Source organism: Streptomyces caniscabiei, from assembly GCF_014930365.1.
GTDB lineage: Bacteria > Actinomycetota > Actinomycetes > Streptomycetales > Streptomycetaceae > Streptomyces > Streptomyces caniscabiei.
The window spans coordinates 633,714-653,832 of sequence record NZ_JABXWI010000001.1 but is presented as its reverse complement, the minus strand read 5'-3'; the positions used below and the strand labels follow the sequence as shown (position 1 = coordinate 653,832).

The following is a 20,119-nucleotide window of genomic DNA, read 5'->3' as shown; positions in this document are numbered from 1 at the left end:
CGTAGGGGATGTACGACCCGTACGGGACGGAACGTCAAATGCTGGAGGAGGCCATGAAGCTGGCCGTGCTGGTGGCAGTGTCGCTGATCGTCGCGGCGGTGGTCGCGGTCGTCGCGCGGCGGCGGTCCGTGGCGGAGCCGCCTCCGTCGTCCGACCTGGACGCGGAGGCCGAGGCCAACCGCTGGGTCGTACGGCTGGGCGGCGGCCTGGCCGGCATCGACGTACGGGCCCAGGCCCGGGCGGGCGGCGGCGCGGCCGAGTCCCTGACCGAGGCCACCGAACGCCTCCGCGCCGCCCGCGCCCAGCTGACCCGGGCCCGCACACCGGACGAGTACGCGCGGGTCACGCGGACGGCGGCCGAGGGGCTGCGCCATGTGCGGGAGGCGCGTACGGCGCTGGGGATGGACACGGGCGCGGGCATCGGCGGTCAGGGTGAGGTGCCGGTGGCGGGGTCGGTCCGTACGGCGATCAGCAGGCCGCTCGACCAGGCCAGCCGGGTGGTGCGGAAGTCCGAGCGGCCCTCCAGATCCGCGAGCAGGTCGGTCACCGCCGCTCCGTGACCCTCCGGCCAGTCGGCCACCGGCGTCAGGTCGTCGACGACGTACGCGCCGCCGGGTGCCACCAGTCCCAGGGCGGCGTCGAGGTGGGTGAACTTGCCGGGCCAGGTGTCCGCGAAGACGAGGTCGAAGGGGGCGCCGTCGTACCGCTCCAGCCAGTGGCCGCCGTCCTCGGTGACGAAGGTGACCCGTCCGTCCGCGCCGAACCGGTCACGGGCGACAGCCTGTACGGAGTCGTCCAGCTCGACGGTGACCAGTGTCGCCGTCTCGTCCATCCCGCCCAGGAGCCAGGCGGTGCCCTCGCCCACACCGGTGCCGAGTTCGAGGACGCGGCCGCCGGGGCGGGTGGCGGCGAGCGTGGCGAGCAGGCTGCCGGTGCGGGGATCGCACGACATGGTGAACCCGGCGGCACGGGCCGCCTCCTGCAACTGCGGCAAGGTGGAGGGAAGTTGGCTGAGCCTGGGGAAGTCGTCCATGCGTGGATTGTGGGAGGGCAGGGGTGTCGGGCTCAACTCGATTGTGCGGAACTTCGGGTCGGCCGGCCGCGTCGTAGTGATCATGACCATGTCGATCGACTCCACGGCCGCTTCCGCACCCGTCCCCACCACCCTCGGGGAGGAGATCCTCCTCCTCTCGCTCGACGACACCACGGGTGAGGCCCGGCTGCCCCTGCGGACGCCCTACGCGATCGCGGCGGCGGCCCTGCTGGAACGGGCCCTGTCCGGCGCGGGCGTCGGCGGGGTCGACGCGGCCGCCGGGGTCGACGGTGCCGGCGAGGGGGAGGCCCTGCCGGAGGATGTCGAGAAGTGGATCCACGAGCACAGCACGGCGGAGTACGAGACCGCTCTGCGGGGTGTGCTGAAGAAGGGGCTGATCCGGGAGGAGAAGCGCCGGGTCCTGCTCGTCTTCCGCACCACGCGGTATCCGGAGGCCGACGGCACGGCGGAGTCCGCCCTGCGCGGGCGTCTGGCGGAGGTGGTGCTGGAGGGCGCCGACCCGGACCCCCGCACCGCCGCCCTGATCAGCCTGCTGCACCACGGTGACCTGCACACCCTCGTCTTCCCGGACGCCGACTCCGAGGACTCCCCGGCCCGGCGGCGCATGGCCCAGATCGCCGACCACCACTGGGCCGACCCCGCCCTCCGCCGGATGGCCGAGACCGCGGCGGCCACGGCGGCGGCCCTCACGGCGGCGACGATGGCGATGACGGTGGTGGTGATCACGTCGATCACCTGACGAGCATGCGACGAGCACCTGAGGAGCGCTGAGGCGGGCGCGACGCGGGCGTGAAGGCGGCGGCCCTAGCGCTTCAGGGCGCGGTAGCGCTTGAGGAGGGCGCCCAGGCGTCGTGGGTCCTTCGCGCCGTTCAGCTCGGTGAGGAGGTCGTCCGGGCAGTGTTCGTAGAGGTCGCCCCACCAGCCGCGGCGGCGGTTGTCGTAGACGCGGTAGCCGCCGGGGACGCCCCGGGCGACGTACCGTCTTCTGCTCACTCGGTGTCCTCCTCCGGTGGGGACGCCAGGGCCTCCTCTTCCAGGAGGCGTTCGGCGATGTCGTCGGCCCAGGTCTGCGCCCAGCGGCGCAACCTCAGGATGGCCTCGGCGTCGAGGCCGTGGCGAGCGAATTCCCGGTCGTCGAGCCACTCGGTGCCCTCCAGCCGGGACTGGAGGTCGGCGAGGTCGAACGCGGTGGAGGTGGCGGAGGTGTGGCGGCGGGCCAGTTCCTCCAGCTCGACGGCGGTCCAGTGCGCGGTGGCCGCGTGCACGGCGATCAGGTCGCGGGCCGAGCCCCGGTCGGCCGTCGCCCGGACCTTCGTGCCGACCACGTCCTCCAGGGAGAGGGTGAGCCCGAGGGGTGTCTCCACCGGCGGGTGCCAGAGGGTCTCCTTCAGGAGGTCCAGGGTGCGTTCCTCCGCCGTGGTGGGGTCGGTGACCAGGAGACGGGCGGAGAGCGGGGCCGTCTCCACCGTGCGCACCAGCCAGCCCCGGTCCACCAGCCCCGCTGCGACCGCGGCCGCGATGCCTTCCATCGGCGCCGCGTGCTCCGTCGCCGTCTCCAGGTCCCGGCCGGGCGGCCGCGCCTCGATGAGACCGTGCGCCTGCGCCGCGTGATCGCCGGTGAGGGCGAGGCCGTAGGGGGCACCGACGGTCAGCACGTCGTCGACGAGACGGCGGAGCTGGTCGGGGAGGAGGTCGCCCGCACGCGGTTGTGGGGGGCCGTCGTTCATGTGCGGGCCTCGGGGGCGGCGGGGCGGGGCGGAGGTGGGGCCATGGAGGGATTATCACGGCCCCACCGGCGTTTCCCCGGTCGGTACGGCCGTCGGCCCACCCGGTTCCCGGTCAGTACGGCCGTCGGCCCACCCAGTTCCCCGGCGGGTCGAAGTTGGCCACCACATAGGTCCAGCCGTTCCCGCACCTCGCCTTGGCCGCGCCGACCCGTGTCGAGCCGCGCCAGACCAGCTGGGTGTAGTGGAGGCACTCCCGGTCGTCGACGCAGGAGTTGGAGGGGCGGTCGTAGTCGGACTTCTCGTCGAGCCACAGGCGGGCCGCGTCCGCCAGCGAGTAGCGGGGGTTCGACCCCTTGGCCAGGTTCTCGCCGTACCGGCTGTCGGAGTGGACGAGCTCGCAGTCGGCGACCCGCACCCGCGCCCAGGAGCGGGCCTGCGCGGCGACGGACTCGTCCCAGACCAGCGGGGGGACGCCGACGTCGGCCCGCGCCTGGTTGACCACCGACAGGAAGCCTCTGACCTCGGATCTCGGCGCGGTCGGCGCGGGGGGGACGGCTGCCACCGACCCGGCACCGATCGCCTCGACGCCCGTCACCCCGGCACCGGTCAGCCCCGTCGCCGTCGCCGTGACCGTCTCCACGACCGGGGGCCGGGGGCCGACGGCCCGGGCCGCCCCCGGAGCGAGCGCCAGCGTCGCCGCCGCGGTCACCGCGGCCATCGTCCGCGCCCTGTCCCGTCGCACCACTGGTGCCTCCTTCTGCTCCAACTTCCCTACCGGCGAAGCCACTTGTAGGGCAGGGCGGGGATCAGCCGGGGACGGTCCTGAGCTCCTGCCACTCCATCGGGGGAATCGGAGCGGGTCCGGGTTTCGCAGGCCATTGCACCGTGACCGCCGGACCGGCGCCCGCCGAGAGGGTCCGTTCGGAGGGGGCGCCCGGGGCCCGTGCCCGGGTTCACCTGTCGTTGGCCGGCGGAACTTCTCAAGTTCAGTTAAGGGAAGGCAAAGCACGCTCAAAGGTTGACCCTCGATCGTCTTTTGACATGGACCAGTCCCTCCTCGTGGTCGCCGATCTGGCCGCCATCTCCGTGCTGACCTTCGCGGTCTACTTCCCGCGCCACCACCGCCGGGACCTCATCGCCGCCTTCCTCGGCGTCAACGTCGGCGTCCTCGCGGTGGCGATGACGCTCAGCTCCTCGTCGGTCGGCATCGGCCTCGGCATGGGGCTGTTCGGCGTCCTGTCGATCATCCGGCTGCGGTCCAGCGAGATCGCCCAGCACGAGATCGCCTACTACTTCTCCGCACTCGCCCTCGGCCTGCTGGCCGGGCTGCCCGAGCGGGTCAACATCCTGTCGACGCTGCTCATGGCACTGATCGTCGCCACGATGTACGTCGGCGACCACCCCCGGCTGTTCGGCCGGTACCGGCAGCGCAGCCTGCGTCTCGACGCCGCCCACACCGACGAGGACGCCCTGCGCGCCCACCTCGAAGTGCTGCTGGGCGGGCGGGTGCTGAACCTCTCCGTGCACAGCGTCGACCTGGTCAACGACATGACCCTCGTCGACGTCCGGTACCTCGTCACCGACGAGGGCCCGCGCGCACCGCGGGAGCCCGGCGCCCGGGTCGGGCGGGAGCAGGGGGTCCGGGCGTGACGGCCCTGGACTCCGTCGCGCCCGTGTTCGGGGCGCTGCGCCCCATCGGCCTCGACGAACTCGTCGACCGTGCCGAGTTGCTGACCCGGGTGGACCGCAAGTACATGCTGCCCCTCTCCGACCTGCCCTTCGTCGTCGGAGGGCTGGAGGGTGGGGGCCCCTCCCGGTCGAGCGAAGTCGAGACCGGGGGAGTGCAGGTGCTGGAGGTCGACGGCGCGCGGCAGTTCGCGTACCGGTCCGTGTACTTCGACACCCCGGAACTGCACGGCTACCGTGCCGCGGCCCACCGCCGCCGGCGCCGCTTCAAGCTGCGGATACGGACCTACCTGGCGTCCGGGCAGCACTTCCTGGAGGTCAAGACGCGCGGCCCGCGCGGCACCACCGTCAAGCAGCGTGTCCCGTACGACGGGGAGCCGGGGCGGCTGGGCCACGAGGCGCGGGCGTACGTCGACGGCGTGCTGCGCGCCGAGGGCATCGACTCCCGCGGCTTCCGCCTGGTGCCGGCGCTCACCACCCGCTACCTCCGCACCACCCTCTTCCTGCCGGGCAGTGGCAGCCGGGTCACCGTCGACACCGACCTGACCTGGGCGTTGCCCGACGGCACCGCGCTGCGCACCCCCGAGCGGACCATCGTCGAGACCAAGGCGGGCCGCGCCGGATCGGGCGCCGACCGGCTGCTGTGGTCGCTGCGGCACCGGCCCTGCCCGGTCTCCAAGTACGGCACCGGGCTCGCCGCGCTGCGGCCCGACCTGCCCGCCAACCGCTGGCTGCCCGTCCTGCGGCGCCACTTCCCCACCGCACCGGCACTGAACGGGAGCCTCGTATGGACATCCGCATGAACCGCCGCATGAACCGCCGCATGAACCGCCGTATGAACATCCGTGGGACCTCGTGGAGGAGAAGGGCACGCGCGCTGCGTACGAGGGCCGCGGGTGCCCTCGCCTCCGTCGTCCTCGCGACCGCCGCGCTGGCCGGGTGCTCCGCCGGGAGCGACTCCGGCTCGGCGTCGTCCGACTCCTCGGCGAGCGCGAGCGCGGCGGCGGCCGTGGACGGTACGCGGAACGCGGCGGCCGTCCTCGCCGACAACGAGGAGACGCACGCCGAGGACGGCGACACCGCGTACGAGCAGTCGGACGCCGTCGCCATCGAACTGAAGGGCGACTCGGCCTCCGCCGACGGCAAGGGCGTGGACGTCGACGGCTCCACCGTCACCATCACCGCCGGCGGGACGTACCTGCTGAGCGGGTCCCTCGACGACGGGCAGATCGTGATCACCGCCCCCGAGGCGACCGTGAAGCTCGTCCTGGACGGCGCCGACATCTCCAGCTCCTCCGGGTCGGCCGTCGCCGCGACCGAGGTGGAACGGCTCGTCGTCGTCCTCGCCGACGGCAGCGAGAACAAGCTGAGCGACACCGACTCCTACGCCGAGGACGCCGAGGCGAACGCCGCCCTCTACAGCGCGGGCGACCTGACGATCGGCGGCAGCGGCTCGCTGACCGTGGAGGGGAACGGCAACGACGCGATCGCCGGCAAGGACGGTCTGCTCGTCGAGGGCGGGACCCTCACCGTCGAGGCCGCCGACGACGGCATCCGGGGCAAGGACTACCTGGTCGTGAACGGCGGCTCGGTCACCGTGACGGCGAAGGGAGACGGGCTGAAGTCCGACAACGCGGACGACGAGGACGCCGGTTACATCGCCGTCGACGGCGGCACGGTCTCCGTCACCGCGAACGGTGACGCCGTGGACGCCGCCACCGACCTCGTCGTCACCGGCGGTGAGCTGACCGTGCGGGCCGAGGCCTCCGACGACACCTCGGCGCACGGGCTGAAGTCGGGGGTGATCACGGTGCTGGAGGGCGGCACGGTCGACGTGAACGCCTCCGCCGACGCGCTGCACGGCGACGCGGCCGTCCATCTGAACGGCGCCGACGTCACCCTCGCGGCCGGCGACGACGGCATCCACGCCGAGGGCGACCTGGTCATCAGCGACGGCACCCTGGACATCACGGGCTCGGGCGAGGGCCTTGAGGGCAAGGACATCCTGGTCAGGGGCGGTACGTCGCACGTCACCTCCGACGACGACGGCGTCAACGCCTCCGGCAGCGAGGCGACGTCGGAGGAGGACGCGAACGCGCAGGGCGGCCGGGGCGGTGGTCCCGGTGGCGGGGGCGGCGGCATGGAGGTCGGCGACTACACCGCCAAGGTCACCGGCGGCACGCTCGTCCTGAACTCCCAGGGCGACGGCTTCGACTCCAACGGCACCGCCGAGATCACGGGCGGCACGATCGTCGTCAACGGCCCCGAGGCGGGCGGCAACGGGGCGCTCGACGTCAACGGCAGCTTCACCGTCAGCGGCGGCACGCTGCTCGCGTCCGGCAGTGCGGGCATGGTCGTCGCCCCGGACGAGGAGTCGGAGCAGGGCTGGCTGTCGGCGACCCTGGACGCGTCGGTCGAGGCGGGCACCACCCTGCACATCGTCGACGCGGACGGCGACATCGTCGCCTCGTACGTGACGTCGAAGACCATCCAGAACGTCGTGTACTCGGGCGCCGGGATCGAGAGCGGCGAGGAGTACGGCGTGTACGCCGGCGGCTCCACCTCCGGCTCGGACACCGGGGGCCTCGCCGGTTCCGGCAAGCTCGGCTCGGCGGAGAAGATCGCCACCGCCACGGCGGGCGAGGCTCCGGAAGGCGGCTTCGGAGGCGGTCCGGGCGGCGGCCGGGGCCAGTAGCGGCACCGTCGGACGACCCGGTCGTCGGGACGGTGCCGCTACCGGCCCCGGAGGCTAGGCCTGCGTTCCGAAGTTCTGGGTCCAGTAGTTGCCCGGCTGGGCCAGGCCGATGCCGATCTCCTTGAAACCGCAGTTGAGGATGTTCGCCTTGTGGCCGGGGCTGTTCATCCAGCCGTCCATGACGCTCTCGGCGGTGCCGTACCCGGCGGCGACGTTCTCACCCGCCGAGCGGAACGCGTACCCGACCCGGGAGAGCCGCTCGCTCATGTCCGAGCCGTCGGAGCCGGTGTGGGACATGTTCTGGTGGTCGGCCATGTCCTGGCTGTGGTCCTGGGCCGCCTTGGTCAGCTTGGCGTCCACGGTCACCGGCGAGCAACCGGCCTTCGCGCGTTCGGCGTTGACCAGGTTCAGCACCTGGGCCGTGGGACCGGAGGCCGCGTTGCCGGTGGAGGCGGCCGGAGCGCGCTCGGCCTGGGTGGCCTTCGGGGCGCTCGGCGGGGGCGTGGTCCTGTCGGGCGTGTCGGCGGCCTCGGGGGTGGACTTGGCCTTCGGCTTGGCGGACTTGGAGGGAGACGGGCTCGACTTGGCCTTGGAACGCGACGGACTCGGGGAGCTCTCCGGGGTGTCCGGGGCGCTCTCGGCGGAAGGCGTCGCGGACGCGGAGGGGGTGCGTGACGGCGTGGCCGGAGCCGGCTCCCGCTTCTCCCCTCCCCACCAGGAGGAGGCCACGTTGCTCCAGTCGCCCAGCCCGACCCCGCCGGCCCACGCGGCCGTGGGGATGCCGATGGCGCCCACGGCCACCACGAAGGCGGTGGCGACGGCTATCTTCCGGCGTGTCGTCCTCGGCTGCCCCGCCGCCGACCGTTTCGTCCTACGGCGGTGACTGTTCGTTCGTCTCGTGCGTGTCATACGTGGCCTCACTGAATGGTCCGACTTCGACGCAATCGACCCCTTGGCAGGCCGTGGCCCTGGTGAGCCCGGTCATTATGGGGACCCCTCGCCGCACCGGGCAACGAACACGTGTGCTGCCGCCGGGGAGCGTCGGTGAGGCGTTCCGAGAGGGTCGGGACGTACGTCCGCGGTGGGGCGCCGTCCACGCCCGAGCGCCCGAACCCGCCCTGGGACCAGGCAGAAAGCCGTTGCTCCGACGGCGACGCCGCGGGAGTCGCCGCCCCGGACGATCAGTTGGATTCGCCGTCTGTGCGGCAAATGCCGGATGGGCATTCGAGGGGCGGGATTTGTCGCTTTGGCGAAACGGATCGAACGGTTCCATCGTGTGCAATTCGGTCGTGACGCATGTCACCCCGATTCGAGGTGTGTGCGGGACGGGCGCAGACTGGATGGAGAAGCGGAGATCGCACAGACCCCGCAGTGATCTGGTCGTGGAGGAATCATGACGGCAGTCACGCGGACGGAAGCCCCCGTGGTGATCGAGGGCGACGGTCTAGAGGTACGCGTCCAGGAGCTCGGCGGCGGTATGTCCGTCGCCTTCATCAAGCTCCCCCAGGGCACCGACATGGCCCCCGCGTTCAAGGGGCTGCCGGACGACCTGTGCCAGTGCCCGCACTGGGGCCAGGTCCTCAGCGGCCGGCTGAGGATGCGCACCAAGGACGGCGAGGACTTCTACGAGGCGGGCCAGGTCTACTACTGGGCCCCCGGCCACTCCCCGGAAGCCCTGGAGGACGTCGAGGTCGTCGAGTTCTCCCCGACGAAGGAGTTCCTGGAGGTGATGGAGCACATCAAGTAGCCCACGATTCGCCCGTGCGTACGCGGCCATCGGCGTCACACTGTTGGGCTGATCCGTTAATCATGCCGCCGGGCCCTCAGGGCGCTGCCTTCCGGATCCGATGCCGTCCTGGGAAGCCCCGACCCGGCTTCCGGACATCGTCGAACTGATTCGGATCAAGGAGCAGTGCATGAGTTCTGAACCCAGGAGACGGGCCCCGCTCGGCCCGTTCCCCGTGCGTGGCGCCCGGCTGGCCGGCGGCACCCTCGCCCTCGCCGCCTTCGCCCTCCTCGTCACCGGCGCCGCGAACCCGGCCGCCGCCACGCCGCGTGCCACCGGCGCGGAGGCGGGCACCGCCGCGCTTCCGGGTGCGCCGTACGGCGACCCCTGCCACAAGCCGAAGCCGAAGCCGCAACCCAAGGCGGAGGCCGAGACGGGCAGTGCGGGCCGGCCCGACAGGTGCAAGGTCGGCCCGACCGGGCCGGCGGGCCCTCCCGGACCGACCGGACCACAGGGTGTCCCCGGTGAGCAGGGCGAGATCGGCCCCCAGGGCCCGACGGGTCCCCTGGGTCCGACGGGTCCCCTGGGTCCGACGGGTCCCCAGGGTGACCCCGGGCCGTGCTCCGACATCGACAGCTACGCCCCCTCAGGCGCAGAGGAGTACAGCGCCGTGCTCACCGATGGGCGGGCGTACGCGGGGCGGCGGAACAGCAACCCGACGCCGCAGCCGCAGGGCGCCTATGTCTGGGAAGACCTCACGGACGACGATCTGCCCGACGGCCGGCCCAACAACTTCCCCACGGGCGCCTGCTCCATCTCGATCTCGGCCCAGGGCAACGACGCCTGGGTCAAGGTCGTGACCACGGCCGGCGCCGTCTGGGAGACGCACGGCGACACGCAGGGCGGCACGTTCGTCTGGGACGAGCGCTGGAGCCCGCTGGCTGCGCTGCCGCTGCCGCCGAACCCGTAAAGCCTCCGGCTCCCCAGGGGCCCCGTCCCTGAACGGCGGCCGTCGCTCCCACCGGGCGGCCGCCAACTCCTCTCCGAATTCCCGGAATCGGGGCGGCAACCTTTCAAAACCCTGCGACCACACATGAGTCGTAACCCCCTTCACGGGGGTTCCACACGAACCACGTGTTCTCCCGAATCACGTACGTTACGTAAGGACTCATCCGTGGCCTCTGCCTCCCCGCGCCCGTCCCACCGCCGGTCCCTCCGCAAGCGCCGGGCCCTCGTGGTCTCCGCCGCGGCCGTGGCCGCCGCTGTCGGCGCCGGCGTCCTCGTGATGAACGCCAGCGCCAGCCCCACCGACGTGTACCACCAGGTGCTGCCCGCCAAGGACGGCTGGGCGGCGTCCGGTTCCGGTACGACCGGCGGCTCGAAGGCGGACGCGGCGCACACCTTCACGGTGTCCACCCGGGCGCAACTGGTGAAGGCCCTGGGCTCCGCCACCGACACCACGCCCCGCATCATCAAGATCAAGGGCACGATCGACGCGAACACCAACGACTCCGGCAAGAAGCTGACCTGCGCGGACTACGCCTCCGGCACCGGCTACTCGCTCTCCGCCTACCTCAAGGCGTTCGATCCCGCGAAGTACGGCAAGAAGGTCCCGTCGGGCACGCAGGAGACCGCCCGCAAGGCCGCTCAGGACAAGCAGAAGAAGAACATCGTCCTCAGGGTGCCGTCCAACACCACCATCGTGGGTGTCCCCGGGACCAAGGCCGGCATCCTCGGCGGCAGCGTCCTGGTCCAGAACGTCAAGAACGTCATCATCCGCAACCTGACCTTCGCGGACACCCAGGACTGCTTCCCTCAGTGGGACCCGACCGACGGCTCGGCCGGTGAGTGGAACTCCAACTACGACTCCGTCACGCTGCGCGGCGCGACCAACGTCTGGGCGGACCACAACACGTTCACCGACGCGCCGACCTTCGACAAGACCGAGGCGACGTACTACGGCCGCAAGTACCAGGTCCACGACGGCGCGTTGGACATCACCAACGGCTCCGACCTGGTGACCGTCGAGCGCAACCAGTTCCTCAACCACGACAAGACGATGCTGATCGGCTCCAGCGACACCGACAGCACGGGCAAGCTGCGCGTGACGATCCACCACAACCTGTGGAAGGGGATCGTGCAGCGGGCGCCGCTGGCCCGCATCGGCCAGATCCACCTCTACAACAACGTCTACGACATCGCCACGGTCAACGGCTACGCGCCCAAGTACAGCATCGACTCGCGCGCCAAGGCCCAGGTCGTCGCCGAGCGCAACGTCTGGAAGATCCCGGCCGACGCGAAGGTCGCCAAGCTGCTGAGCGGCGACGGCACGGGCTCGATCGCCGGCACCGGCAACCTCGTCAACGGCAAGGCCACGGACGTCGTCGCCGCGTACAACGCCGCGAGCTCCAAGAAGATCAAGACGACCGTCAACTGGACCCCGGCCCTCACCGCCGGTCTCCAGACCACGGTCACCGACCTCCTGACCGACCTGACCGGCACGACGGGCGCGGGCACGCTCTCCTAGCCGCCCCGCCCCTCGAATGCGTGACGCCGTCCGGCCACCCTTCTCCGGTGGCCGGACGGTGTCACCGTGCCCGCGGTACGGGGGTCCGCGGGCACACCTCACGCAGGGGGCCGGCCGACCGGGTCGTCCCGCTCTGTCCGGCATCACGCGAGACGCATGACCCCGTTCTCAGGTGCCATGAGCCAGCAGAAATGATCTACGAGCGGCTCAACCGTGGACGGGTCACGCAGCACCACGCCGTTCGATGTCGGCGGTCCTTCTCACTGGCCTTCGACTGGTCACCCGAGATGCCCATGGAACAGGACTCGCCCCCGGTGTCGCTCACCCCACTCCACGTGCGGATGCTGGAGGAAGGAGCGAGGGAACTGCGCGAACGGGCGGCTCGGGAGCAGGGCGCCCTCCTGCGTGGGGTGGTCACCCGGCTCAGCGGGCAGGACGACCGTCAGGCCACGATCTACGGTTCGCTGCGCCACGAGGACGCGTCGCGGGTACGCAGCGTGCGTGTGGAACTGCGTCCGGAGGACGTGGACAGCGCCACCGCGGCGTGGCTGGACGGGTTCGAGGTGGCGGTGGAGGGCGATGTGGAGCCGTACGGGAACGGCGTGTGGATGAGGGACGTGCGGGCGTTCGTGGTCAGACCGCAATGGGACCCGCTGGCCGAGCCACCGTGTCTCAGAACCCCAGATAGGTGATCTGGACGACGTACACCCGCTCGCCGCGCACGACGACCTGGTAGGTGAACATGCCGCCGGGAACGACGATGTCCCCGCCCTTCGGGTCGACCCCGTCATGGGCTTGGCCGTGGACGTGGAACGCCTCGGCGGCCCTGACCAGCTCATCCGCTTTCTTCGCTACACCTGCGAGAAACCGCGAAGGGGCTGTGCGGGCGGCTTCCTCGGCGCCGAAGGCGTACTCCCACTTCCAGCTCACGCGCGGACTGCCCTCATGGCCTCGTCGAGGACGGCGCCCAGTTCCCGCAGCGCCTCCTGCGCGACGACGGGATCCTCGTGTTCCAGGTTGCTCGTCGCACGGGCGTGGCGGGCGGCCAGATCGGGCCGGCGGGCGATCTCGATGTCCCGGGCCCAGACGAGGACCCAGCTTCGTACCGGGCTCAGGGACTGCCACTCGACCGCCTTGGCGAAGGCTTCGTCCTTGGTGGTCTGCATCTCTTCCAGGCGACCGGGGGCGACGACGGCGAGGGCCGCGCGCAGGGCGTCGGCGGTCTGCTCGGGGCGGGGGATCAGCTCGTGTCCGTGGTCGGCCTGCGTGCTCATGGTGTCCTCCAGAGGGTGCCCCGGCCAGAGTATCCGGCCGGGCACACGGTGGAGCCGGACCGGGGGCCGGGCGGGGCACGGGCACGGGGCGTCCCCTGCGTACGGTAGGCAGTTGCCGTTCACGGCTGAGCCTGGGCGCTGACGGGCATCGAGCCGGTAGGGGCGTCTGGGCTCTCGCCGGGGGTGGTGGAGGCCGCGTGCCGCGCCGCGCACCCCGGGCAACGTTCCGGATCCGGGCCGCGGTAGCCGAGGTCGCAGTCGGTGCAGACGCGGACGCGGTACAGGACCGGTGGCGGTGTCTCGGGGGTCCGGAACGGCGGCAGGGGCGGGAGCCCTTCGGCGAGACGGTGGGCCAGGAGGGCGGCCGGGCGGCGCAGGGGCTCGGCCGGGAGGTCGCTGGTCAGGGCATGGCGTACGGCGGTGGGGGTGAGGTCGCGCTCCAGCCAGGCGACGACACCGGGGGCGAGGTGTTCGGCGTCGGTGGCGGAGAGGATCAGGCGGGGGTCGTGGCGGCGGAGGCCGACGAGCACCTCGGTGGCGGTCTGGAGGAGGGTGGGGGAGGTGTACGCGGGCTGCGGTACGGCGGGGAGGGCGCGGCGTACCGGTTTCTGCTGCGGGGCGGAGGCTGCCCGGCGGGCCGGGGGTTGAGCCGGGCGCTCGACCGGGGGCTCGGGTGCGTGGTGGGGCTCGGGCCCGTGCCCGTCGTCGGACGCGTCGCCGGGCTTGCCCGGCTGGTTGCAGGAGACGGTGCGGGTGACGATCCGGCCGCTCTCGGTGCGTACGCGAGTGCGGCGCAGGTAGCCGTGGGTCTCCAGTTCGCGCAGGGCGGCGGCGATCCGGGTCGGTCCCTCGGGGAAGCGGGCGGCGAGGGTCTTGATGTCGACGGGGGTGCCGGTGGGCAGCGACTGGATGTGGACGCCGAGCCCGATGGCCAGCCCGGACAGCTCCTGGTGCTGGGCGAGATGGTTGCCGATCACCGTGAAGCGGTTGGTGTGCCGGGAGTTGTCGTGGATGACGCCGCTGGGGTGGTGCTGCGCGTGGGCGCGTCGGCGGGGGTGATTTTTGCCCGTGATCCGGGACCGGGCGTGCGCGGGCGCGCTAGGGTTCTGCGTATCCATCGGGAAGGTTTCGTCTTCCTTTGTGGTCAGGCCCTCGCACTGGGATTGCCGTCCCGGCGGGGGCCGTCGCATGTCTGCGGTTGTGTGAGGCGGTGCGACGCGATGTGTGCGGTGCGATGCGGTGCGATGTGTGGTGCCGCGCTGAGCGTAAGGCAGGCAACCGGTCCCGAATCCAGCTGAGTTGATGTTGTTCACCCGCGCGAGTGAGTTTGCGGCCTGGGCGGGAGGGGTGGGGCTTGGTCGGGTTCCTTTCCCCGCCGTGTTTCTTGGGGGAGATCGCCAGGCTCACCGGAACCCACGTTTTCGTACTCCGGTGAGGGGCCGGTTTCGAGCTGCCACGACCGGGCCTCGCCGGCCGACGCGAGGGCCCGGCGGTGGCGGCGCAGTACGGCGGACTCGCCCAGCAGCAGCGCGTGCGGCCGGCAGCTGGGGCCGTGCAGGGATCTCTCCAGCGCGGGCAGGTAGTTCCAGCGCACGGCGGGGTGCGCTGGGTGCGCGAAGTGGTAGAGGTCCCCGTACGGCAGCCAGGTGCCGCGGGCCAGCAGGGAGAGCGGCGCGTTGCGCGGGTACAGCCGTCGAGGTTGCCACCGGGCTCGGCGTAGTGCACGTCCGCGACTCCAAGAACCAATGCGGCCCTCAACTCGCGCTTGCGCCGGACGCGTGGGCGGAGTTCGTGGAGTATGCGTCGGACAGCTGACCTCGCAACTGCACGCCCTCCGTGCCTGGTTGTCACTGGAACGCGGGGCGCGTCGGCGTGGCTCAGAACAGGGCGTCCGGCTCGGGGGAGAGCGTGCCGTCGTCGAAGTTCTCGGAAGAGCTTTCGGGCGGCGGCGCGGCGGCGGGCCCCGCGGCTTCGCATGTCCGGGTACGGGCGGGCGGTCACACGACGTCGACCAGGGCGCCGGGTGAGTAGGTGGCGGAGAACTGGGTGTTGCCGCGGTGGCGCAGCCACCAGGAGCCGTCCCGGGTGGCCGGGTAGGTGGTGCCGGTGAACCCGGACACTCCGGTGGTCAGGGACCGTACCGGTTCCACGGCGCGGCAGGGCGTGGCGCAGAACTCCAGCTCGACGGGCTGGTTGATGCGACCGGCGTACTCGTCGGTCTCCCAGTCCGCCACCGTGAGCCGGCCGAGGAGTCCGAGGTTGCGGCCGGCGGGCAGGGGGTTGGGGGTGGCGGCGAAGGTGAGCTTGGACCTGCGCTGCAGCTTCATCACGTTCGGGAACGTCGCGGTGGTGATGCTGCTGCCCGGGTCCTCGTCGAGGTTGTTGCCGGCCACCAGGGCCCATATCTGCCAGTCGCCCGCCCAGCTGTTGGTCACCTCGGCGCTCCCGGTGTCGATGCGGAACCACTCGGTGCACACCGCGGTGGTCGCGCTGGTGGGCGAGCAGCCGGGCGCCGGGTCGTTCAGCCCGCTCAGCCCCTGGGAACCTCCCGCACCCGAGGGGCCGCGGAGGTGGATCTCGACGCCGTTGCGGTGGATGCCGGTGTCCGCCCGTGCGGTGACGGTCGCCTGGAAGGTCAGTGACTGCTTCGGCCCGAGCACGAGGGGCCGGCCGTGGTTGACGGCGACGCTCAGGATCACGGGCGGGGCCAGGTCGTGGCCGTCGGCTGAGGCCGACGGTGCGACGGCGAGCGTGGTCAGCAGTGCGCCGACCACCAGGGCGAGGGTGGCCCGCAGGGCGGGCCGGGGTCTGGTGCGCATGATGTGTGTTCCCCCAACTGGACGTCAGTGCGCGGAGCATATGGGGGGTCCGGCAGCGACAGGCACCTCCTGCACCGGCACTGGAACACAGCCATGACACTCGTGACAGCCGCGGGGCGCGCGGTATCCGGCCACCGCGGTCCATTTGCTCTTCCCGGGGACCGCGTGCGTCTACCGGGCGACGAACTGCGTGAGGATCGCCTGGACCTCGTAGATGTCCACGCCCTTGGTGAACGTCTTCTCGATCGGTTCGTGGGAGCCGGAGAGCCAGATCTTCAGTTCGGCGTCGAGGTCGAAGTGGCCAGCCGTCTCGACCGCGAAGTGCGTGATGCTGCGGTACGGGACGGAGTGGTACTCCACCTTCTTGCCGGTGATCCCCTGCTTGTCGATCAGGATCAGCCGGCGGTCGGTGAACAGGATGGTGTCGCGGATCAGCAGGAACGCCGCGTGAACCTGCTCCCCGTGACCCAGCAGACGTCCGTAGTCCTGCTGGGCCTTGCCGGGATCGACCGTGTGCGCGTTTCCGAACAGTGCCATGCACACACAGACGCACATCCGGACATACGGGGTTGCTTCCTCGCGAGGGAGCGTATGCGTTACGCCGGTTCGCCGCCGAAGCGCTCCTTGTAGGTCTCCAGGTCGTCGTCCGTCAGCTTGGCGAAGAGGACCGGGGGGACCGTGAAGGGGGTGCCGGCGGGGACGGAGTCCAGGGACTTGGCCTCGGTCTGCGAGACCCAGGTCGCCGTGTCGTCCTTGAGGGTGAACGCGGCGCGCATCGCGGCCGAGGACGCAGGGATGAAGGGCTCGGAGACCACCGAGTAGAGGTGGATGAGGTTCATGGCGGTGCGGAGCGTGAGGGCCGCGGCCTCCTGGTCGGTCTTGATCTCCAGCCAGGGGGCCTTCTCCTCCAGGTAGGAGTTGCCCGCCGACCACAGGGCGCGCAGGGCCGCCGCCGCCTTGCGGAACTGGAGGGACTCCATGTGGCCCTCGTACTCGGCGAGCAGCTCGGCGATCTGCTCGCCCAGCTTCGCCTCCGTCTCACCGTGCGCGCTGCCCGCCGGGACCTCCTCGCCGAACCGCTTCTTCGAGAAGGACAGCACGCGGTTGACGAAGTTGCCGAGGGTGTCGGCGAGGTCCTTGTTGACCGTGGCTGTGAAGTGCTCCCAGGTGAAGGACGAGTCGTCCGACTCGGGGGCGTTGGCGATGAGGAAGTACCGCCAGTAGTCGGCGGGCAGGATGTCGAGAGCCTGGTCGGTGAAGACGCCGCGCTTCTGGCTCGTGGAGAACTTCCCGCCGTAGTACGTCAGCCAGTTGAAGGCCTTCACGTAGTCGACCTTCTTCCACGGCTCGCGGATGCCCAGCTCGGTGGCCGGGAACATCACGGTGTGGAAGGGGACGTTGTCCTTGGCCATGAACTGCGTGTAGCGCACGGGGTCGTCGCCGGCGTCGGCCTCGTACCACCAGGACTTCCAGTCGCGGGTCTCGCCGTCCGGGGCGGCGTCCGACCACTCCTTCGTCGCGCCGATGTACTCGATCGGGGCGTCGAACCAGACGTAGAAGACCTTGCCCTCCGCCGCCAGCTCCGGCCAGGTGTCGGCCGGGACGGGGACGCCCCAGTCCAGGTCACGGGTGATGGCGCGGTCGTGCAGGCCCTCGTTCAGCCACTTGCGGGCGATGGAGGACGACAGGTGCGGCCACTCCTCCTCGTGCGCCGCGACCCACGCCTCGACCTCGTGCTGCAGCTTGGACTGCAGGAGGAAGAGGTGCTTGGTCTCGCGGACCTCCAGGTCGGTGGAGCCGGAGATGGCGCTGCGCGGGTCGATCAGGTCGGTCGGGTCCAGGACGCGGGTGCAGTTCTCGCACTGGTCGCCGCGGGCCTTGTCGTAGCCGCAGTGCGGGCAGGTGCCCTCGACATAGCGGTCCGGGAGGAAGCGGCCGTCGGTCGGGGAGTACACCTGGCGGATCGCCCGCTCCTCGATGAACCCGTTCTCCTTCAGGCGGCGGGCGAAGTGCTGGGTGATCTCGACGTTCTGCGGGGAGGAACTCCGGCCGAAGTAGTCGAAGGCCAGCGCGAAGCCGTCGTAGACCGCCTTCTGCGCGTCGTGCGCCTGGGCGCAGAACTCGTCGACCGGGAGGCCCCGCTCCTTCGCGGCCAGCTCGGCGGGGGTGCCGTGCTCGTCCGTCGCGCAGATGTACAGCACGTCGTGGCCGCGCTGGCGCAGGTAACGGGAGTACACGTCCGCCGGGAGCATGGACCCCACCATGTTGCCCAGGTGCTTGATCCCGTTGATGTACGGAAGGGCGCTGGTGATGAGGTGTCGAGCCATCGGGGGATGCTCCCAGGTCGGTCGTATTCGTGAGTCTTGAAATCCTAGCCGACATGGGTGTGCCGCCCGCCTCCCGTTTTGACGGGTGGGAGGCGGGCGGCACGGGTGAGCTGTGCGGGGCGGGCGCCCCGGGTGCCGGGGTTACGGGCGCCGGGGTTACGGGCGCCAGGTGGCCAGGATTCCCTCGTAGACCTCGGCGTCCGTCAGCTCGCGCGGGGTCTCGCCCGCCAGGAAGTGGGACGTGTTGTCGGTCTTCAGCTTGCGGAGGTAGTCGAAGGCCTTGTTCTCCGGGTCGCCGAACGCGACGAACGCGAAGTGGACGGCCGGGTGGTTCTTCGCGGCGTCCGCGAGCGCCTGGTTCGCCGGGGTCTTGGCGTCCGGGGCGCCGTCGGTCTGGAAGACGACGAGGGCGGGGGTGCCGGGGGCCGCCTTCTGGTGCTGGGCGAGGACCTCCTCGACGGCCACGTGGTAGCTGGTACGGCCCATGCGGCCGCAGCCGGCGTGCAGGTCGTCGACCTTGTTCTCGTACACGTCGAGGGTGAGCTCGCCGGTGCCGTCCAGTTCCGTCGAGAAGAAGACGACGGGGACGGTGGGGGGCTGCTCGGGGTCGAGGTGGGCGGCGAGGGCGAGGGTCTGCTCGCCGAGGGCCTGGGCGGAGCCGTCCTTGTAGTAGCCGCGCATCGAGGCGGACCTGTCGAGGACGAGGTACACCTTGGCGCGGGCGGAGGTGAGGTTCTGCTTGGCGAGTACGTCGTGGGCGGCGGCGTATGCGGTGCGGAGCCCTCCGGGGATGGTGGCGGAGGGCACGGCCTCGGCTGCGCCGTCGGCCCCGCCCGTTTTCCCACCCGCACCACCCGTGCGGCTTTCGTCGTCGGCCGCGGGTGCCACCTGTGGGGCACCTTCACCGTCGGCGACCGCGGCTTCGGGGGTGGTGGTGGGTTCGGGTTTCGCTCCGGGGGCGGCCGCGTCGGCCACGACGACCAGGTCCGGGGTCGCGGAGGGCTCGGTGGGCTCGACGGCGACCGGTTCGGGGGTGGTGGTGGGTTCGTCGGCGACCGGTTCGGGGGTGGTCTGCGGCTCCGGGGTGGCTTCCGGCTCCTGGGTGGCTTCCGGCTCGGGAGTCGCGGCCGGTTCGGTGGCGGCCTCCGGTTCGGGAGCGGTTTCCGGCTCGGCGGCGACGGCCGGTTCCGGGGTGGCCTCAGCCGTCGGGGCCGGGGCGGCCTCGGGCTCGGGAGCGGCCTCGGCCTCGGGTTCGGGCGCGGGCTCAGCCTCGGGTTCGGGCGCGGCCTCGGGCTCGGGAGCGGCCTCGGCCTCGAGTTCGGGCGCGGGCTCAGCCGCAGCCTTCGGCTCCTCGGCGGTCACGGACTCCGCAGCCTTCGGCTCCGCCTCAGCGGCGGCAACCTCGGCGGGCTCGGCCTCGGCGGCGGGCTCCGGCTCAGGGGTCGCGGCCGGCTCGGCGTCCGCCTCCGGCTCGGCCTCGACCACCGGCTCCGCCTCGGCTTCGACGACCGGCGCGGCAGCCTTCTCGGCGGCGGCACCCTTCGCGTCGTCGGCCTCAGCCACCACCTCGCGCTCGGTCTCGGCGGCAGCGGCGTCCTCGACGACAGTCTTCGTCTCCGGCTCCGCCTCGGCGACCGGCGCCGCAGCCTCGACCTCATCGGCAGTCTCGGCGACCGCCTTCGGCTCGGCCTTGTCGGCGGCCTTCTCCTCGGCCGCCCCACTCTCCCCGGCCTCGGCGACCGTCTCGGCCTCGGCCACCGACGTCTCCGTCTCGGCCTCGGCCACCGACGGCTCCACCTCGGTCTCCGCCTTGGCGGGCACCTCGGCCTCCGCCGCCGCAGGCACCTCGGCCTCGGCCTTCTCCTCGCCGACCGGCGTCACCTCAGCCTCAGCCACCACCTCAGCCTTCGGCGCCGCCTCAGTCACCGGCTCCGGCGAAGCCGCAGGCTCCGGCGTAGCCACCGGCTCCGGCTCTCTCTCGGGCGTTTCCGCCCCCCGCGGCTTCGGGACCGTCACGTTGTCGAAGGCCGCCGAGACGAGCTCGTCGGCCACGGAGGAGGCCGCGGGCTCGGTCGCCGGGGCCGGGACCCTCGGCTCGGCGGCCTGCCGCGGCGCGGCCGCCTCGGCCGTCGCCGCGGAGGTGTCCTCCGGGGCGGAATCCCGCTCCGCCTCCTGCGAAGGAACCGTGTCGCGCCCCTTGCGTGAGCGGCTGAACGCATTCCGGAGGAGAGAGAGAATGCCCATGTGCGCAACCCTTCGGGTGAGTTGTAGCCCGTCAATCCCT

At 71.7% G+C, this 20,119-nt stretch carries 21 protein-coding genes; 9 read left to right on the top strand and 12 right to left on the bottom strand.

Annotated elements, in window-relative coordinates; all coding sequences use genetic code 11:
- Positions 1-427: 427 nt before the first annotated feature.
- Positions 428-1,033, bottom strand: coding sequence for an O-methyltransferase (locus tag HW837_RS03180; protein WP_093790361.1), 606 nt, complete (start codon positions 1,031-1,033; stop codon positions 428-430).
- Between the two features lie 82 nt (positions 1,034-1,115).
- Between HW837_RS03180 and HW837_RS03175 the strand changes: the two genes are divergently transcribed.
- The gene (locus tag HW837_RS03175) at positions 1,116-1,793 is read left to right on the top strand and encodes a GOLPH3/VPS74 family protein (protein WP_093790285.1); all 678 of its coding nucleotides are present in this window, start codon (positions 1,116-1,118) and stop codon (positions 1,791-1,793) included.
- Between the two features lie 65 nt (positions 1,794-1,858).
- Here HW837_RS03175 and HW837_RS03170 read toward each other — a convergent pair whose 3' ends face one another.
- The 3 genes from HW837_RS03170 to HW837_RS03160 all read right to left on the bottom strand — a co-directional run bounded on the left by HW837_RS03170 (position 1,859) and on the right by HW837_RS03160 (position 3,523).
- Entirely contained in the window at positions 1,859-2,047 is a 189-nt protein-coding gene (locus HW837_RS03170) for a hypothetical protein (protein ID WP_045558585.1), read from the bottom strand.
- Positions 2,044-2,781, bottom strand: coding sequence for a hypothetical protein (locus HW837_RS03165; RefSeq protein ID WP_193379375.1), 738 nt, complete (start codon positions 2,779-2,781; stop codon positions 2,044-2,046). Before HW837_RS03165 ends, HW837_RS03170 begins: the two co-directional genes overlap by 4 nt.
- A gap of 112 nt (positions 2,782-2,893) precedes the next feature.
- Positions 2,894-3,523 (bottom strand): pathogenesis-related family 1 protein, encoded by a 630-nt coding sequence (locus HW837_RS03160; RefSeq protein ID WP_313895512.1) that lies wholly within the window; start codon positions 3,521-3,523, stop codon positions 2,894-2,896.
- Positions 3,524-3,822: 299 nt separating this feature from the next.
- On the opposite strand from HW837_RS03160, the gene HW837_RS03155 reads away from it, so the two are divergent.
- From HW837_RS03155 to HW837_RS03145, 3 genes are read left to right on the top strand one after another with little or no spacing between them, the layout of a single operon-like run.
- A complete protein-coding gene (locus HW837_RS03155; RefSeq protein WP_045558587.1) occupies positions 3,823-4,431 on the top strand; it encodes a DUF4956 domain-containing protein in 609 nt (202 codons plus the stop codon).
- Positions 4,428-5,270: a VTC domain-containing protein gene (locus HW837_RS03150; RefSeq protein WP_045558588.1), complete on the top strand. Its 843-nt coding sequence runs from the start codon at positions 4,428-4,430 to the stop codon at positions 5,268-5,270. The genes HW837_RS03155 and HW837_RS03150 overlap by 4 nt, the downstream gene beginning before the upstream one ends.
- On the top strand, positions 5,255-7,162 hold the full coding sequence (locus HW837_RS03145) for a carbohydrate-binding domain-containing protein (protein ID WP_237269849.1): 1,908 nt from the start codon (positions 5,255-5,257) through the stop codon (positions 7,160-7,162). Before HW837_RS03150 ends, HW837_RS03145 begins: the two co-directional genes overlap by 16 nt.
- 54 nt (positions 7,163-7,216) lie before the next feature.
- Here HW837_RS03145 and HW837_RS03140 read toward each other — a convergent pair whose 3' ends face one another.
- A complete protein-coding gene (locus HW837_RS03140; RefSeq protein WP_045558589.1) occupies positions 7,217-8,071 on the bottom strand; it encodes a CAP domain-containing protein in 855 nt (284 codons plus the stop codon).
- 484 nt (positions 8,072-8,555) lie between these two features.
- Between HW837_RS03140 and HW837_RS03135 the strand changes: the two genes are divergently transcribed.
- The 4 genes from HW837_RS03135 (at position 8,556) to HW837_RS03120 (ending at position 12,107) form a co-directional block, all read left to right on the top strand.
- Positions 8,556-8,909 (top strand): cupin domain-containing protein, encoded by a 354-nt coding sequence (locus HW837_RS03135; RefSeq protein WP_045558590.1) that lies wholly within the window; start codon positions 8,556-8,558, stop codon positions 8,907-8,909.
- A 169-nt stretch (positions 8,910-9,078) separates the two neighbouring features.
- The gene (locus tag HW837_RS03130; protein ID WP_177261924.1) at positions 9,079-9,858 is read left to right on the top strand and encodes a hypothetical protein; all 780 of its coding nucleotides are present in this window, start codon (positions 9,079-9,081) and stop codon (positions 9,856-9,858) included.
- A 204-nt stretch (positions 9,859-10,062) separates the two neighbouring features.
- Entirely contained in the window at positions 10,063-11,415 is a 1,353-nt protein-coding gene (locus HW837_RS03125) for a pectate lyase family protein (protein WP_193379376.1), read from the top strand.
- A gap of 314 nt (positions 11,416-11,729) precedes the next feature.
- Complete coding sequence (locus tag HW837_RS03120; protein ID WP_193379377.1) at positions 11,730-12,107, top strand: hypothetical protein; 378 nt, start codon at positions 11,730-11,732, stop codon at positions 12,105-12,107.
- Here HW837_RS03120 and HW837_RS03115 read toward each other — a convergent pair.
- The 3 genes from HW837_RS03115 to HW837_RS03105 all read right to left on the bottom strand — a co-directional run bounded on the left by HW837_RS03115 (position 12,088) and on the right by HW837_RS03105 (position 13,807).
- Positions 12,088-12,345, bottom strand: coding sequence for a hypothetical protein (locus HW837_RS03115; RefSeq protein WP_193379378.1), 258 nt, complete (start codon positions 12,343-12,345; stop codon positions 12,088-12,090). The genes HW837_RS03120 and HW837_RS03115 overlap by 20 nt on opposite strands.
- Positions 12,342-12,689, bottom strand: coding sequence for a hypothetical protein (locus HW837_RS03110; RefSeq protein WP_193379379.1), 348 nt, complete (start codon positions 12,687-12,689; stop codon positions 12,342-12,344). The genes HW837_RS03115 and HW837_RS03110 overlap by 4 nt, the downstream gene beginning before the upstream one ends.
- A 119-nt stretch (positions 12,690-12,808) precedes the next feature.
- Complete coding sequence (locus HW837_RS03105) at positions 12,809-13,807, bottom strand: helix-turn-helix domain-containing protein (RefSeq protein ID WP_237269847.1); 999 nt, start codon at positions 13,805-13,807, stop codon at positions 12,809-12,811.
- Positions 13,808-13,991: 184 nt separating this feature from the next.
- Between HW837_RS03105 and HW837_RS50245 the strand changes: the two genes are divergently transcribed.
- On the top strand, positions 13,992-14,504 hold the full coding sequence (locus HW837_RS50245) for a DUF397 domain-containing protein (RefSeq protein ID WP_193379380.1): 513 nt from the start codon (positions 13,992-13,994) through the stop codon (positions 14,502-14,504).
- A gap of 182 nt (positions 14,505-14,686) precedes the next feature.
- On the opposite strand, the gene HW837_RS03095 is transcribed toward HW837_RS50245, so the two are convergent.
- The 4 genes from HW837_RS03095 to HW837_RS03080 form a co-directional block, all read right to left on the bottom strand.
- Positions 14,687-15,508, bottom strand: coding sequence for a hypothetical protein (locus tag HW837_RS03095; protein WP_193379381.1), 822 nt, complete (start codon positions 15,506-15,508; stop codon positions 14,687-14,689).
- 171 nt (positions 15,509-15,679) lie between these two features.
- The gene (locus HW837_RS03090) at positions 15,680-16,045 is read right to left on the bottom strand and encodes a PH domain-containing protein (protein ID WP_045558593.1); all 366 of its coding nucleotides are present in this window, start codon (positions 16,043-16,045) and stop codon (positions 15,680-15,682) included.
- 59 nt (positions 16,046-16,104) lie between these two features.
- A complete protein-coding gene (metG, locus tag HW837_RS03085) occupies positions 16,105-17,835 on the bottom strand; it encodes a methionine--tRNA ligase (protein ID WP_045558595.1) in 1,731 nt (576 codons plus the stop codon).
- Positions 17,836-17,991: 156 nt separating this feature from the next.
- Positions 17,992-20,079 carry a VWA domain-containing protein gene (locus tag HW837_RS03080; protein WP_193379382.1) on the bottom strand — a complete coding sequence of 696 codons (2,088 nt, stop codon included), beginning with the start codon at positions 20,077-20,079 and terminating at the stop codon, positions 17,992-17,994.
- Positions 20,080-20,119 lie beyond the last annotated feature (40 nt).